Origin of the sequence: Streptosporangium becharense, assembly GCF_014204985.1 — a bacterium.
In the GTDB taxonomy this organism is placed as follows: Bacteria; Actinomycetota; Actinomycetes; order Streptosporangiales; family Streptosporangiaceae; genus Streptosporangium; species Streptosporangium becharense.
The window spans coordinates 5,964,316-5,979,170 of the sequence record NZ_JACHMP010000001.1 but is presented as its reverse complement, the minus strand read 5'-3'; the positions used below and the strand labels follow the sequence as shown (position 1 = coordinate 5,979,170).

The following is a 14,855-nucleotide window of genomic DNA, read 5'->3' as shown; positions in this document are numbered from 1 at the left end:
AGGGTCGGTTCTCATCTGTACGGTGGGCGTCCATCAGGGCCTCCTGCGAAGTGGCCGCCTGGAGTGACCTCCGCCTCCTGAGGAGAGCTGCGACGTCGACCGGTTCCTTGTCGTGGCGGTTCAGCGCGACGGTGTCGGCCACGATGGGCAGGCTCACCTCCACGGCCACCGCCGCGTCTCCGGTCTCGGCGCGGGCTTTGACCAGGATGCCCCGTACCAGGCACGATCGCGCCTGTAGCTCTCCGGCAGACCGGACAGCCCTTCCGTCAGCAGGTCGATCGCCTTCGGTCAACTGGCAAGGTGCAGCTCGATCATGCCGTGCTGGAGGTGGAACCACGTCTCGTCGTAGAAGTACATCCACACCTGCTCAGCGGCTTGGCGGATCAGCGCCTCGGCCTCGTCCAGGAGCATGTGGGCAGGTCTGGCCTCGCTTTGACGGGCATGGAGCCGAATCCGCCGACGCCCGCTCTGTCTCACTTGCCGGCCTGCTTTTCGCTGATCAGTAGTGTGGAGGCATGCCGGACGAACAGACCCAGCGGCCACGCCCCGAGCCTCCGTCTGAGTGGCAGAACGTGTACGGCTTCCTGGAGGAGGTGCGACACCGGCCAGGGATGTGGCTCCGCGACGGTTCTCTCCGTGACCTGGAAATGATCCTGATCGGGTATCGGGTCGCGCTGGATGTTCACGGTGTTGAGGAACGGTTCGACTTCTGGCCGAGCGGGCCTTTCTCTGCATGGCTCGCTCGCTACGGCCGGTGGAGCGCGCTGGGCTGGGCAGCCGAGATCGAACGCCAGGTGGAGCCCGGCACTACCCCCTTGGAGTCGTTCTTCGCCTTCCTGGACGAGTATCGAGCTGAGCAGCGCGAGGACAACGACTCCACAGCGAAATAGCGCACCGTCCTCCATCAGGGGACTTCTTTCGGCGTTGCGCTGAATCACCACAGCTTCGTCTCACCGCTGTCGGCCTCCGGCGTCCCGATCGAGGACATCTCGCGCCTGGTCGGCCACCGCAACACAGTGGTCACCGAGACCGTCTACCGCAAGCAGATCCGGCCGGTGCTCATGCAGGGCGCGGAGGCCATGGACGACATCTTCGGGAGTCAGTCACCCGGTTGGTCACCCACGCCCCGTTCCGAAGATCAGGAACGGGGCGTTTTTGCTGGTGGGCACTACTGGGTTCGAACCAGTGACATCTCGCTTGTAAGGCGAGCGCTCTACCGCTGAGCTAAGCGCCCGAAGGTCCCGTCGGACAGACGGGACAACACCTTACGCTACACGCGGGATTTCGGCACATCGACGGACCATGCGACGCCCGCGTCGGCGAATCCGGCGGCCCGCCAGCCCAGGAGGGCGGCGCCGAGCATTCCGGCGTTCACGCCCAGCGCGGCGTGGCGCAGCGGCGGGGCGTCGCGGAAGCTCAGGCGCCCGCGGAGGCGTTCGGTCAGGGGGTCCGAGAGCAGGGGGCCCGCCTCGGCGAGGCCACCGCCGAGGACGATGACCGAGGGGTCGAGCAGCAGCGTGTAGGTGGCCAAGGCGAGGGAGAGCGCCTCGACGGCGTCGTCCCAGACCTCGCGGGCGACGGGGTCGCCGGCGGCGGTGAGCGCGGCGATCCGCTCGGCGGTGACGGCTGCGGCCCCGGCGGGGGCTGCGGAGGCGACCGCGGCCCCTGCGACCGTGGTCCCCGTGCCGGGGACCACCCCGGCGGAGGCGGCTCCACCGGAGAGCGTCTCGGGGAGCGTGACCCCGGCGCGGGCCTCGGCGGAGATTCCGGCGGCGGTGGTCGCCTCGGCCTCCGCCGTGTCCGTGCCGGCGGCCAGGCGGGCGGCGTAGCGGCGGGCCACGGCGGAGGCCGAGGCGTAGGTCTCCAGGCAGCCGGTCTGGCCGCAGGCGCACGGCTCGCCCTGCGGGAAGACCGGGATGTGGCCGATCTCCCCGCCCCAGCCCGCGGCGCCGCCGTACGGCTCACCGTTGACGATCACGGCGCCGGCGATGCCGGTACCGATGGGCAGGAACAGGAAGTCGGACACCCCTCGGCCGGCACCGAGGACGCTCTCGGCGAGACCGCCGGTGCGTACGTCGTGGCCGAGCATGACGGGCACGTCCAGTGGAACGAAGTCCGCCGCGGGGACGTCACGCCAGCCGATGTTGGCGGAGTAGAGCGCCGCGTCCGCGGCGACCAGGCCGGGGACGGCGAGGCCGACTCCTTCGGGGGTGCCGCCGCCCCGCGCGGCGAGGTCGTCGATGAAGGAGCGGATCTCTCCGATCACGGCGACCGGTCCCCTGTCACGCGGGGTCGCGCGGCGGTCGATGTGCAGGATCTCGCCGGTGCGGCCGACCAGGCCGCCCTTCATCGACGTTCCGCCGACGTCGAGGGCCACAACGAAGGAGCTCATGCACCCATCCAGCGCGTAGGGGAGCGGGACCGAGCCGACCCTAGCGCACGCCGGGACGACCGCATACGCGGGGAGACGATCACATACATTGAAAGATGATCACATATCCGGAAAATCTGCCATACGTTCCTAAAGCAGGGCAGATGACCGTAAAACCGCCCGCGCGCAGAGGGGCCGGATGCGCGGAGACGCACCGCGACACACCGGCCGGGGAAACCTCCGTAAGTGTCAGGGGACCCGGCGCAGGACCCTGGCCAGGGCGGCCTCCACCTCGTCGGCCAGGCCGGGAGCGCAGGAGTGCGGCAGTTCGTCCCCCTCGCGTGCGAGCCACACCGCGCCGCACGAGCGGCACTCCACCTCGCCGAGCCGGCAGATGAGGGTGGCCGAGCCGCAGGAGGAACACGTGTCGAGGTCGAGGTCGCGCGTGCGCCGGCAGTCCGGGCAGATGAGCACCTGCGCCTGGTGGCGCACCCCGCGTGTCCACGGGCTGGCGCCGCGGACCGGGTCGGTCTGCCTGGCCCCGCAGGAGAAGCAGGGCATGATCGCCTCCGAGAAGGTCGAGCCCGGTGGACGCCCCGGAGAGCGGCCGCCGGATACGCTCAGGGAAGGTCGGCGAGCACCTTGCGGTACTCGGCGAGGTCGCGTGCCTGCGAGATCGGGTTCACCACGCTCCAGCGGACCACACCCTCACCGTCGATGACGAAGGTGGCGCGCCGCGCGACACCGCCCTCCTCATCGAACACACCGTACGCCTTCGCCGCCGCTCCGTGCGGCCAGAAGTCGGAGAGCAGCGGGAAGGTGTATCCCTGCTGGTCCGCCCAGGTGCGGTGGGCGAACATCGAGTCGACCGAGACGGTCAGCAGCAGCACGTCGTCGGGCAGCTCGGGGGCGAACTCGTCGCGGACGGCGTCGAGTTCGCGACCGCAGACGCCGGTGAAGGCGAGCGGGTAGAAGATCAGCACAATCTTTTTGCCCCGGTGCTGCGACAGCTTGACCGGGGTGCCGTGCTGGTCCTTCAGTTCGAAGTCCGGAGCCTGGGCTCCCACCTCCACGGCCATACCCGATGGTCCTCTCGTCCGATGGCGGCAGGCACCATCATCCTGCCGTACGGCTCACCCGAGCCGTACGGCAGGGCGGACCTTCAGCGGCGCGCCTTGGGCGTCGCCAGACGCGTCCCCGACCAGTCGGGGGCGGCGCTGATGCTGCTGGTCTGCGACAGACCCGCGGTCGTGGCGTCCTCCCCGATGTCGCTCGGCTCCACGTGCCCGTCCCGGCCTGCCTTGGGAGTGAGCAGCCAAATCTGGCCACCGTCGGTCAGGTTGGTCATCACGGTGCTCAAGGCGTCGAACAGATCACCGTCGCCGTCGCGCCACCAGAGCAGCACGACGTCGACGACGTCCTCGAAGTCTTCGTCGACCAGCTCGTTGCCGGTCAGCTCCTCGATGGAGTCGCGCAGATCGTCGTCGGCGTCTTCATCCCAGCCGACCTCCTGCACCACCTGACCCGGCTTGAGGCCGAGTCGTTCGGCCAGGCTGCGTTCGCCCTGCGCCTGACCCGCGGTCGCGCTCACGTTTGTCCCTCCTGCTTGAATGGCCCCGCAATCACACGGTGCTCAGAGTGCTTCGGCACAGTCCACACGCTGTGACCCTCAGTCGTCAACGGTCGCCACGGCAACGAGTGGGCTACGTATGAACTAGTCCGACAAAAATGACAAACGGATCTGGCGTTCCCGATTGTCGACATTGAGATCCACCAGGGCGACGGACTGCCAGGTGCCCAGTGCGAGCCGCCCCGACAGGACCGGGACGGTGGCGTACGGCGGAATGAGGGCGGGCATGACATGCGATCGTCCATGCCCCCTGGATCCGTGCGCATGCCTCCATCTGTCGTCGGCCGGCAGGAGGTCCTCCAGAGCCGCGAGCAGGTCGTCGTCGCTGCCCGACCCGAGTTCGAGCAGCGCGACCCCCGCGGTCGCGTGGGGTACGAAGACGTGCAGCAGCCCGTCTCCCCCGCATGACCGGACGAAGCTCTCGCACTCGGAAGTGATGTCGTGCACCCGTTCCCGGGAACCCGTCACCACCTCGATCGTCTGAGATCTCACACACCGATCCTACGATCCATCCTGAGCTGGGATGACGACCGTGCTCGGTCTGTGACACACCGCGGGGGCCCGGTCCCGGCGCGGACGGCCGCCCGCGCATCGCGCTGTACGGTTTCCTTTCACCGCTTCCACGGCGGGTTCCCCGAGGGGCGGGCCCGGATCCGGCTCAGGCGGGGGGCGGCGGATTCCCGGTGAGGGGAGCCTGTAAAAAGAGAGCAACCTCGATGTAACCTTTGGTAGCAATTCGTCCTACCATCGGTGGTCTAGGCCACTTATACACCCCTGCCAGCAGGGATATCCTGGTTACCGGTCAGTAGAGATGCACTTTCCGGGGTAAGCGACCAGGATGGAAGACGACCTACACCAGACAAAAGTCCATCCTCGGAAGGCGAGACCCAGTGGCTTCCGGACGCCAGCGTTTCTCGATCATCAGCGACGGCCTACCCAGCCAGCTTCCTGATGTCGACCCCAGCGAGACCCAGGAGTGGCTCGAGTCGCTCGACAACGTCGTCAAGACGGAAGGTCGCACTCGCGCCCGTTATCTGATGTTGCGGCTGTTGGAGCGGGCCCGCGAGCACCAGGTCGGTGTTCCCGGTCTGCGCAGCACCGACTACATCAACACCATCCCGCCGGAGCGCGAGCCCTGGTTCCCCGGCGACGAATACGTCGAGCGGCGGATCCGCGCCTACACACGGTGGAACGCCGCCGTCATGGTGACCCGCGCCAACGCCCGCACCAACGTCGGCGGGCACATCGCCACCTACGCCTCGGCCGCCTCGCTCTACGAGGTGGGCTTCAACCACTTCTTCCGTGGCAAGGACCACGGGGAGTCCGGGGACCAGGTTTTCATCCAGGGCCACGCGGCGCCGGGCATCTACGCCCGCGCGTTCCTGGAGGGCCGCCTCAACGAGTCCCAGCTGGACGCCTTCCGGCAGGAGCTCTCCCACGGCTTCCGGGGGCTGCCCTCCTACCCGCACCCGCGCCTGATGCCCGACTTCTGGGAGTTCCCCACGGTCTCCATGGGCCTGGGCCCCATCTCGGCGATCTACCAGGCCCGGTTCAACCGCTACCTGCTGAACCGGAAGATCAAGGACACCAGCCGCAGCCACGTCTGGTGCTTCCTCGGCGACGGCGAGATGGACGAGCCCGAGTCGCTCGGCGCCATCGGGCTCGCCGCCCGTGAGGAGCTCGACAACCTCACCTTCGTCATCAACTGCAACCTGCAGCGTCTCGACGGACCGGTGCGCGGCAACGGAAAGATCATCCAGGAGCTGGAGTCCTACTTCCGCGGCGCCGGCTGGAACGTCATCAAGGTCGTCTGGGGCCGCGACTGGGACCCGCTGCTCGCGGCCGACGTCGACGGCGTGCTCGTCAACAAGATGAACACCGTCCCCGACGGCCAGTTCCAGACCTACTCCGTCGAGTCGGGCGCCTACATCCGCGAGAACTTCTTCGGCGACGACCCGCGCCTGCGCAAGATGGTCGAGCACCTGTCGGACGAGGACATCCGCAAGCTGTCGCGCGGCGGCCACGACTACCGCAAGGTCTACGCCGCCTACAAGGCCGCCCGTGAGCACGTCGGCCAGCCCACGGTCATCCTCGCCCAGACCATCAAGGGCTGGACCCTCGGCAAGGACTTCGAGGCGCGCAACGCGACGCACCAGATGAAGAAGATGTCCAAGGCCGACCTGAAGGAGTTCCGCGACCGGCTCTACCTGCCGATCCCCGACTCCGCCCTCGAGGCCGACCTGCCGCCCTACTTCCACCCGGGCGAGAACGACCCCGAGATCCAGTACATGAAGGAGCGCCGCGCGGCCCTGGGCGGGTTCCTGCCCCGGCGCGTGGTCCGGGCCAAGCCGCTCGCGCTGCCGGGCGACAACGCCTACGCGCAGCTGAAGAAGGGCTCCGGCAAGCAGAACGTCGCCACCACCATGGCGTTCGTCCGCCTGCTCAAGGACCTCATGCGCGACAAGGAGGTCGGTCACCGCTTCGTGCCGATCATCCCGGACGAGGCCCGCACCTTCGGCCTCGACGCGATCTTCCCGACCGCGAAGATCTACTCGCCCCACGGGCAGACGTACGAGGCGGTGGACCGCGAGCTGCTGCTGTCGTACAAGGAGTCGACCGAGGGTCAGATCCTGCACGAGGGCATCAGCGAGTCCGGCTCGATGGCCTCGACGGTCGCGGTCGGCACGTCGTACGCCACGCACGGCGAGCACATGATCCCGATCTACATCTTCTACTCGATGTTCGGCTGGCAGCGCACCGCCGACCAGATGTGGCAGCTCGCCGACCAGATGGGCCGCGGCTTCCTGCTGGGTGCGACCGCCGGTCGCACCACGCTGAACGGTGAGGGCCTCCAGCACGAGGACGGCCACACCCCGCTGATCGCCTCGACGAACCCGGCCGCCGTGTCGTACGACCCCTCGTGGGCGTTCGAGGTGGCCCACATCGTCAAGGACGGCCTGCGCAGGATGTACGGCGAGCAGGCGGAGAACGTCTTCTACTACCTGACCGTCTACAACGAGCCCTACGCCCAGCCCGCCGAGCCGGCGGACCTGGACGTCGACGGCCTGCTCAAGGGCCTGTACAGGTTCGCGCCCGCACCGCAGGTCCAGGGCCCGCGGGCCAACATCCTGGCCTCCGGCGTCGCCGGGCCGTGGGCGATGGAGGCCCAGCGGATGCTGGCCGAGGAGTGGGGCGTGGCGGCCGAGGTCTGGTCGGCCACCTCCTGGTCGGAGCTGCGGCGTGAGGCGCTGGCCGTGGAGGAGCACAACCTGCTCAACCCCGACAGCGAGCAGCGCGTGCCGTACGTGACGCGGGCGTTGTCGGCGGCGCACGGGCCCTTCGTGGGCGTCAGCGACTACATGCGGGCCGTGCAGGACCAGATCTCCCAGTGGGTACCGGGTGACTGGGCCTCCCTGGGCACCGACGGCTTCGGCCTGTCGGACACCCGGTCGGCGCTGCGCCGTCACTTCCACGTCGACGCGGCCTCGATCACCCTGGCCGTGCTCACCCAGCTGGTCAAGCGGGGCGAGCTCGACTCCCGGGTGCTGAGCGACGCGATCGCCAGGTACCACCTGAAGAACGGCGTGACCGAGGCCGGTGGCGCCGAGAGCAACGACACGCAGTCCATGGGTCTGTGATCGCTTCCGGGCGGGTTCTTCTTTCTTAAGAGGGGTCCGCCCGGTTAGTGTGGAATCGCTTCCCCCGGCGATCGAGACCAGGGGGGCAGTTCATGCCAGTGAAGCTGAAAGGGGCCGCGGCTGTCGCGGCCCTCTCCACCGCGCTCGCCGCCTGTAGCGTGAGCTCCGGGGAGGGCGGCACCACCGCGCGAGTCTCCGGGCCGCCCGGCCCGCCGGCCGCGAGCCCGTCCCCGGCGGCCCAGACGATCGCCTGGGGCCCGTGCACCGACCTCAGGCGCCCCTCCGGGCAGTCCCCGCGGGCCGAGCCCGCGCAGCAGTGCGGCAAGCTCAGGGTCCCCCTCGACTACGCCAAGCCCGACGGCGAGTCCGTGGAGCTCGCGTTGATCCGGTACCGGGCCGGCGACCCCGGCCGGCGGATCGGCTCGCTGGTGTTCAACTTCGGCGGTCCCGGCGCCTCGGGCGTCGACACCCTCGCCCAGGCGTCCAAAGTCTTCGCCACCCTGAACGCCCGTTACGACCTGGTCAGTTTCGACCCGCGGGGCGTCGAGCGCAGCTCCGGCGTCCGGTGCGACGGCAGCGCGGTCATGGACAAGTACACCTCCATGAACACCCCGGCCCGCGACGCCACCGAGCGGGCCGAGACGGATGCGACCACCAAGGAGTTCGTGACCGCCTGCATGCGGACGTCGGGCAAGCTCCTCCCCCACGTCGGCACCGTGAACGCCGCCCGCGACATGGACCGGATCCGCGCGGCCCTGGGCGACGCGCGGCTGCACTACTTCGGCATCTCCTACGGCACTCAGCTCGGCGCGGTCTACGCGACCCAGTTCCCGCGGAACGTGGGCCGGTTCGTACTGGACGCCCCGCTGGACCCGAGCGTCACCCTGGAGCAACGCGCGATCGTCCAGACGAGAGGGTTCCAGAAAGCCTACGAGGCGTTCCTGAGAGACTGCGTGCGCGAACCCGGCCAGTGCGAGATCGGCTCCGACCGGGACGTCGCGAACAAGAACGTCGACCAGCTCCTCGACGACCTGAGGAGTTCCCCGATCCCGGTCGGCGACCGGCGGCTGACCCAGGGGCTGGCCGGCACCGCCATCGCCGCGGCGCTGTACTCGGAGCTGACCTGGCCGCTGCTGGACCAAGGGCTCGGCCAGGCGATCAAGCAACGTGACGGCCGGCTCCTGATGGCCCTGGCCGACAACTACAACGGCCGCCAGGCCGACGGCCGCTACACGACCCTGATGAGCAGCTTCCCGGCGATCAGCTGCGTCGACACCGCGGAACGGCCCGACCGTGCGCAGCTCACCGCGATCGAGGACAGGACCCTGAAGATCTCCCCGCTGTTCGGCGGCGCGGGCATGGGCGCGGTCTGCTCGGTGTGGCCGGTTCCCGGCGACAACGAGGCCAAAAGGGTCGACGCCTCCGGCTCCGCACCGATCGTGGTGATCGGCGGCACCGGCGACCCCGCCACCCCGTACGAGTGGGCACCCAAGCTGACCGACCAGCTCAAGACGGGGGTGCTGGTGACGTACAAGGGCGAGGGGCACGGCGCCTACCTCTCCGGGGACGCGTGCGTCAAGAAGGTCACCGACGACTACCTGCTCGGCGGGAAGGTCCCCGAGACGGGCACCACCTGTCCCACCTCCTGACCCCGGCCGGTCACGCGGGCGGGGTCAGGACAGACGCGCCGCGGAGCGGCGGAGCCGGTCGAGGGCACCGGGCAGGCCGGCGTGGCGGAGGCGGCCGGCGCGCTTCACGACGCGGCCCGCGACGACCACGGCGTCCACGTCCGCGGTGCCCGCGGCGGTCACCACGGCCGCCACCGGGTCGCAGGCCGGGGCCATGGCGGGTGAGTCGGCGCGCAGAAGCACCAGGTCGGCCTGCTTGCCCGGGCGTAGCGACCCGATCCGGTCGGCCATGCCGAGCACCTCGGCACCCCCGATCGTGGCCATCCGCAGCGTCTCGGCCGCGGTGAGCGGCTCGCCGCGCAGGCGGGCCGCCGCGAGGGCGGCCCGCATGACGGAGAACATGTCGCCCGGCGCGTCGGTCACGGTGTCGACGCCGAGGCCGGTGGGGATCCCGAAGGCGCGGAACCGTCCGGTCTCCGGATGCCCGTGTCCCATCTGCGACTCCACCACGGGTGCGACCGAGGCGGTGCCGCCGCTGTCCGCGACGAGCTTCATCGCCTCGTCGGAGAAGCCGTTGCCGTGCACGAACATGACGTCCGATCCGAGCAGGCCACCGGCGTGCAGTCGTTCGACGGCGCCGGTCCCGGTGGCGTGCAGACTGATCCGCAAACCGAGCTCGCGGGCCAGCCGCCAGTCGGCCGCGGCCGCGGAGAGTGAGCCGTAGACGGGGCCCCACGCCGCCAGCGCGGGCGTCACGAGGCCGGACGCGGTGAGCGAGGCGACGCGCCGCACCTCGTCCTCGCGGCGCGCGCCGTCGTCGACGGCCGGGTGCGCGTAACCGAACACCGCGCGGATGCCGGCTTCGCGCAGGCCGTCGAGCGCGGCGTCGGTGTGGGCCGGGGTGAGCTGGATGTGCGACCAGTCGTAGACCGTGGTGACGCCGGAGTCGAGCGCCTCCAGCGCACCCCACAGGTTCGCCGCGTGCACGTCTTCGGCGCGGAAGGCGGGGGCGAGTTCGCCCAGGACGAGTGTGAGGTAGTCGCCGAGCGTCGCGTCGGCGGCGATCGAGCGGAGCACGCTCTGCCAGACGTGCCGGTGGGTGTCGACGAACCCCGGCAGCAGGATCCGGTCGGTCGCGTCGAGGGTCTCGGCTCCGGCCGCGGTGAGCCCCCGGCCCACCTCGGTGATGACCCCGTCCTCGACGAGCATGTCGGTCGCGGGCAGGACACGGGGATGCGGCTCGGTGTCGACCATGGTCGCGTCGGTGATGAGCAGGCGCACGGCGCTTCTCCAATCGGAAAGCAATAAAGAAAGCTTTTACGAAAGCTATCACCGCAGGGGGATATCCTCAACACCATGGGCCGGCAGGAAGCGGGGCGACGCGACCGCGTCGACGAGATGATGGACGGCTGGCGGGCGGAGCTCCCCGAGGCGGCCACCGTCCAATTGGAGATCATCAAGCGCGCCTCACGCTTCAAGGCCCTCGTCGAGGAGGTCACCCAGTCCGTACTCGGCGAGTACGGACTGACGTACGCGGAGTTCGACGTGCTGGCGACACTGCGCCGGGCCGGTGCCCCATACCGTCTCAAGCCCAGCCGGCTCGCCGCGCGCTCGTCGCTCACCACGGGAGGAACGAGCAACATCCTGCAGCGACTCACGGCCGCCGGCCTGGTCGAGCGTGAGCCCGACCCCGACGACGGCCGCAGCTCCTGGGTGCGCCTCACGGACCTGGGCGTGCGGCGGGCCGAGGAGTTGGCCATGGCCACGACCGACGCCCACGGGAATCTGCTGGCCGGCGTGCCGGACGAGACCGCGCGGGCCCTGGCCGACCTGCTCCGGGAGGTGCTCGTCGCGCTCGGCGACCGGCCCGTCCCTCCACATCGGGCCTGACCGGCCAGGCGGCCCGGCGAACGACCGGAGCCGCCCGCGGGGGATCCGGCCGGTCCGGCTCGCCGTGCCCCCCCGGGGCCGGGCACGAACCACGTGCGCCTCAGGACACCCGGGCTCGCCGTGTCCGGCCCCGGCCGGTGTCAGGCCCCGGCGGGCCGCGGCGGGGTGAAGACGCCGAAGAGGTTGCCGGAGACGTCGCGGATGTAGGCGAAGTCGGGGCCGTTGGGGTTGTCCAGCAGCTTGAACGTCACCTCCCCGCCCAGAGCCTCGGCCCGGTCACAGGCGGCGGCGGTGTCGGCGACGACGACCGAGAAGACCGCGTGACCGGGCGTGGCGCCGCCGGTGGCGTAGACGCCGCCCGCCGGCCCCTCGGCGCCCGGGTAGCCGATGAGCCGGTAGTCCATCCCTCCCTGCGCCGCGGCCTCGTCGGCGGCGAAGGACCAGCCGAACAGCTCCCCGTAGAACTTCTCCGCGCCTTGCGGGTCGTCGGTGGCGATCTCGAACCAGGCGACGGTGTTGATCATCAAGTGTCTCCTTGAACCGGTTTCTGCGGACGGACCCACGATGAACCGGTCGGGCGACACCCTTATGTCGGTGTTTTATGGCGAATTCCGGTCGATCCTCAATCGAGCTTCGGGTTCCACGTGGTGATGCCGGGGATGTCCGGGGCGAAGAGCTCGGGCGGATGCTCGGGAGCGGTCTCGTCGGTCTCCTCGGCCCAGGCGATGCGGTCGAGGCGGAAGACCCGGACGTCCTCCCGCAGGCGGCACATCCCCACGAGATACCAGTGGCCGCCTCGCCCGCCGACGAAGATCGTCGGCTCGACCTCGCGGACGGTGGTCCGGCCCTTCTGGTCCTCGTACCGGAGCCGGAGCACACGCCGGTGGAGCAGTGACCGCTCGATCACCCGCGACACCCGGGGGTAGGGCTCCGGCTCGGCGACCATGTGCACCCGGGCCGCGAGCGCCCTGGCCCCGGCACCCTCGGACGGCGACATCGCGGCGACCAGTTTGCGCAACGCGCTGTGGGCGTGGCCGGCGAAGGGGTTGTCCCGGGCACGGCCCAGCGCCACCGCGACGGCCACCGCCTCGGCGGAGGTGAAGTTCAGCGGGGGCAGGGACATGCTCTTCTCGAGGGCGTACCCCCCGCGCCTGCCGGGCTCGGCGTACACGGGGACGCCGGACTGCTGGAGCGCGGAGATGTCACGCTCGATCGTGCGGGCGCTCACCTCGAACCTCGCGGCCAGCTGACGCGCCGACCTGCACCGAGGCGCGACCGCGCGGAGCTCCTCGACGATGGCGTAGAGCCGGTCGGTGCGGTTCACAAACGTCACGCTACGCCTCCGCACCGACGTTCTCCGCCTCCTAAGATCGGGTTGAACAGACAAAACCACCTCGATACCCTGTTGCGACGCATCTCATTGGAGCCCGATGGCCGAACGACCGAAGCACCCCCTCGCCGCGCCTCCCAACCGTCCACGCGGACACACCTCGTCGTCCTCCGGCCCCAAGGCCTCGACGGTCATCACCCTCACGAGCATGGGAGTGGTCACGCTGCTCCTGGTCGGATACTGCGCCGCGCAGGGCGACTACGAGGAGGTGGGCGCCGAGTGCGTCGACCTCAGCAGCCCGCAGCCGGACGGCACATACCTGATCGTCGACGAGGACTACTGCGACGACGACCACGGCTCCGGTCACAGCTCCGGCCACGGCTACTACAGCGGCTCGCGCGGCGCCTACGGCTGGTACTACGGCGGCACGAGGAGCGGTAACCACGTGCGCTCCGGCACGACCGTACGGCCCTCGGACGTCAAGATCGTCACCGGCAAGGGCACCGTGATCCAACGCGGCGGCTTCGGCGGGCGCGGGTCGAGCGGAAGCTGACCCGGCGCAGATGAGACGCGAGACCGCGCTCCCCCGCGACGGCTGGGAGAGCATCATCGAAGGTCATGGCCTGGCCTACCACCGTTCGGCGCATCCCGTCGGCCTCGACCGCCCCTACTGGGACGAGAGCGTCCAGTACGTCTTCTCCATGGACGAGGTCCTCGAACTGGAGAACCAGGTCGAGGAACTGCACCGGATGTGCCTGCACGCCGTGGAGCACGTCATCGAGCACGGCCGCTACGCCGACTTCGCCATCCCCGGATGGGTGGCGCCGGAGATCGCCGCCTCCTGGGAGCGCAACGACCCGCACCTGTTCGGCCGCTTCGACCTGCGCTACGACGGGACCGGCCCGGCCAAGCTGCTGGAGTACAACGCCGACACCCCCACCAGCCTGCTGGAGAGCTCGGTGGTGCAGTGGTTCTGGCTGCGCGACCGCTACCCGGCCGACGACCAGTGGAACTCCATCCACGAGCGGCTGATCGACCGCTGGCAGCAGATCTCGGCCGCCCTGCCCACCGGCCCGGCGCACTTCGCCTGGACCAGCATGGACTCCTCGGGCGAGGAGGCGATGACCGTCGCCTACCTTCAGGAGACCGCCGACCAGGCCGGTCTGAAGACCGTCGCGGTGGCCATGGAGGACATCGGCTGGGACGCGCTCAACCTGCGGTTCGTCGACATGGAGCACCGGGTGATCCGCACGCTCTGCAAGCTGTACCCGTGGGAGTGGGTGGTCGCCGACCCGTTCGGCGAGCGGGCGCTCCGCCAGCAGGCCTCGATGACCTGGATCGAGCCGCTGTGGAAGATGCTGTTGTCCAACAAGGCGCTGCTGGCGGTGCTCTGGGAACTGTACCCGGGGCACCCGAACCTGCTGCCCGCCTATCTCGACGGCCCTCGCGAGATGTCCTCCTACATCGTCAAGCCGCTGCTCGGCCGTGAGGGGGCGAGCATGCGGATCGTGACCCCCGGCGACCGCGTCGAGACCTCCGGCGGCTACGGCGCCGAGGGCCACGTGTACCAGGAGTTCCAGGCGCTGCCCGACTTCGACGGCTGGCGTCCCGTACTCGGCGCGTGGGTGATCCACGACGAGGCGGCGGGAGCCGGCATCCGCGAGACCTCGGGATTGATCACCGACAACACGTCGTCCTTCGTCCCCCATCGCATCGAGCTCTGAGTCCCGGAAAGAGAAGACACCCACATGAGTCCCACCCCCGCGCCGTCCCCCGCCTCCTCGCCCGGCACGGCCGGCGTCGACGCGTTCTCCCTCGCCGAGCACCTGGGGCTCGGCGCGCTGGCCATCGTCTCCTACGCCGTGCTCGGCGTGCTCCTGCTGATCATCGGCTTCTACGTGATCGACCTCGCCATCCCCGGCAAGCTCAGCAAGATGATCAAGGAGGACCGCAACCCCAACGCCACCCTGCTGACCACCTCGGGGCTGGCCGCCGTCGGGCTGATCGTCGCGGCCTCCATCTGGTCCGCGGGCGGCGCCCTGCACGAGGGCCTGCTCGTCACCCTCGTCTTCGGCCTGGTCGGCATCGCCGTGCAGACCGTCGGGATGGTCGCCTTCGACAAGGTGGCGGGGATCTCGGTGCGCGAACTGGTCCAGGAGCCCGAGCTCCAGCCGGGTGCCCGCCTCCTCGCGGTCACCCACCTGGCCATCGGTCTGGTCACCGCCATCGCCGTCATCTGAGCGTCACCGCCATCGCCGTGATCCGAGCGTCGGGTCCGGCGCATCCTCCGCGACCTGGCACCCTTAGGGGCGTGAGGGAACGGAACGAGTCAGCGGTCAAGCACGACGACGTGGCCGGCGTCCGCGCC

The 14,855-nt window shown here is 69.9% G+C and carries 16 protein-coding genes and 1 tRNA gene; 7 read left to right on the top strand and 10 right to left on the bottom strand.

The window, feature by feature from the left end; all coding sequences use genetic code 11:
* Nucleotides 1–288 precede the first annotated feature (288 nt).
* The gene (locus tag F4562_RS35970) at nucleotides 289–411 is read right to left on the bottom strand and encodes a hypothetical protein (RefSeq protein WP_260316062.1); all 123 of its coding nucleotides are present in this window, start codon (nucleotides 409–411) and stop codon (nucleotides 289–291) included.
* A gap of 104 nt (nucleotides 412–515) precedes the next feature.
* Between F4562_RS35970 and F4562_RS26280 the strand changes: the two genes are divergently transcribed.
* On the top strand, nucleotides 516–890 hold the full coding sequence (locus F4562_RS26280) for a hypothetical protein (protein WP_221207451.1): 375 nt from the start codon (nucleotides 516–518) through the stop codon (nucleotides 888–890).
* A gap of 269 nt (nucleotides 891–1,159) precedes the next feature.
* On the opposite strand, the gene F4562_RS26275 is transcribed toward F4562_RS26280, so the two are convergent.
* The 6 genes from F4562_RS26275 to F4562_RS26250 form a co-directional block, all read right to left on the bottom strand.
* Nucleotides 1,160–1,234: transfer RNA gene (locus F4562_RS26275), tRNA-Val, on the bottom strand.
* 36 nt (nucleotides 1,235–1,270) lie between these two features.
* Nucleotides 1,271–2,392, bottom strand: coding sequence for an ROK family protein (locus F4562_RS26270; protein ID WP_184544491.1), 1,122 nt, complete (start codon nucleotides 2,390–2,392; stop codon nucleotides 1,271–1,273).
* A gap of 228 nt (nucleotides 2,393–2,620) precedes the next feature.
* Entirely contained in the window at nucleotides 2,621–2,932 is a 312-nt protein-coding gene (locus F4562_RS26265; protein ID WP_184544489.1) for a hypothetical protein, read from the bottom strand.
* Nucleotides 2,933–2,991: 59 nt separating this feature from the next.
* Nucleotides 2,992–3,450 carry a peroxiredoxin gene (locus F4562_RS26260; RefSeq protein ID WP_184544487.1) on the bottom strand — a complete coding sequence of 153 codons (459 nt, stop codon included), beginning with the start codon at nucleotides 3,448–3,450 and terminating at the stop codon, nucleotides 2,992–2,994.
* 83 nt (nucleotides 3,451–3,533) lie between these two features.
* Nucleotides 3,534–3,962: a DUF3052 domain-containing protein gene (locus F4562_RS26255; protein ID WP_184544485.1), complete on the bottom strand. Its 429-nt coding sequence runs from the start codon at nucleotides 3,960–3,962 to the stop codon at nucleotides 3,534–3,536.
* A gap of 123 nt (nucleotides 3,963–4,085) precedes the next feature.
* A complete protein-coding gene (locus tag F4562_RS26250) occupies nucleotides 4,086–4,493 on the bottom strand; it encodes a secondary thiamine-phosphate synthase enzyme YjbQ (protein ID WP_184544483.1) in 408 nt (135 codons plus the stop codon).
* A gap of 398 nt (nucleotides 4,494–4,891) precedes the next feature.
* Between F4562_RS26250 and aceE the strand changes: the two genes are divergently transcribed.
* Both aceE and F4562_RS26240 read left to right on the top strand, forming a co-directional pair.
* Nucleotides 4,892–7,639: a pyruvate dehydrogenase (acetyl-transferring), homodimeric type gene (gene aceE / locus F4562_RS26245; RefSeq protein ID WP_184544481.1), complete on the top strand. Its 2,748-nt coding sequence runs from the start codon at nucleotides 4,892–4,894 to the stop codon at nucleotides 7,637–7,639.
* 92 nt (nucleotides 7,640–7,731) lie between these two features.
* The gene (locus F4562_RS26240) at nucleotides 7,732–9,288 is read left to right on the top strand and encodes an alpha/beta hydrolase (protein WP_184544479.1); all 1,557 of its coding nucleotides are present in this window, start codon (nucleotides 7,732–7,734) and stop codon (nucleotides 9,286–9,288) included.
* A gap of 24 nt (nucleotides 9,289–9,312) precedes the next feature.
* On the opposite strand, the gene F4562_RS26235 is transcribed toward F4562_RS26240, so the two are convergent.
* The gene (locus tag F4562_RS26235) at nucleotides 9,313–10,548 is read right to left on the bottom strand and encodes an amidohydrolase family protein (protein ID WP_221207450.1); all 1,236 of its coding nucleotides are present in this window, start codon (nucleotides 10,546–10,548) and stop codon (nucleotides 9,313–9,315) included.
* Nucleotides 10,549–10,623: 75 nt separating this feature from the next.
* Between F4562_RS26235 and F4562_RS26230 the strand changes: the two genes are divergently transcribed.
* Entirely contained in the window at nucleotides 10,624–11,157 is a 534-nt protein-coding gene (locus tag F4562_RS26230; protein ID WP_184544477.1) for a MarR family winged helix-turn-helix transcriptional regulator, read from the top strand.
* Nucleotides 11,158–11,297: 140 nt separating this feature from the next.
* Here F4562_RS26230 and F4562_RS26225 read toward each other — a convergent pair whose 3' ends face one another.
* Both F4562_RS26225 and F4562_RS26220 read right to left on the bottom strand, forming a co-directional pair.
* Nucleotides 11,298–11,681, bottom strand: a complete 384-nt coding sequence (locus tag F4562_RS26225) for a VOC family protein (RefSeq protein ID WP_184544475.1) — start codon at nucleotides 11,679–11,681, stop codon at nucleotides 11,298–11,300.
* Between the two features lie 98 nt (nucleotides 11,682–11,779).
* Nucleotides 11,780–12,490: a helix-turn-helix transcriptional regulator gene (locus F4562_RS26220; protein WP_311734130.1), complete on the bottom strand. Its 711-nt coding sequence runs from the start codon at nucleotides 12,488–12,490 to the stop codon at nucleotides 11,780–11,782.
* Nucleotides 12,491–12,587: 97 nt separating this feature from the next.
* Here F4562_RS26220 and F4562_RS26215 point away from each other — a divergent pair, with 97 nt between their 5' ends.
* Genes F4562_RS26215 through F4562_RS26205 form a run of 3 tightly spaced genes read left to right on the top strand, consistent with a single transcriptional unit; the run spans nucleotide 12,588 to nucleotide 14,727 of the window.
* The gene (locus F4562_RS26215) at nucleotides 12,588–13,040 is read left to right on the top strand and encodes a hypothetical protein (protein ID WP_184544473.1); all 453 of its coding nucleotides are present in this window, start codon (nucleotides 12,588–12,590) and stop codon (nucleotides 13,038–13,040) included.
* A 10-nt stretch (nucleotides 13,041–13,050) separates the two neighbouring features.
* Complete coding sequence (locus F4562_RS26210; RefSeq protein WP_184544470.1) at nucleotides 13,051–14,211, top strand: glutathionylspermidine synthase family protein; 1,161 nt, start codon at nucleotides 13,051–13,053, stop codon at nucleotides 14,209–14,211.
* A 24-nt stretch (nucleotides 14,212–14,235) separates the two neighbouring features.
* Complete coding sequence (locus F4562_RS26205; protein ID WP_184544467.1) at nucleotides 14,236–14,727, top strand: DUF350 domain-containing protein; 492 nt, start codon at nucleotides 14,236–14,238, stop codon at nucleotides 14,725–14,727.
* The last annotated feature ends 128 nt before the right edge of the window (nucleotides 14,728–14,855 follow it).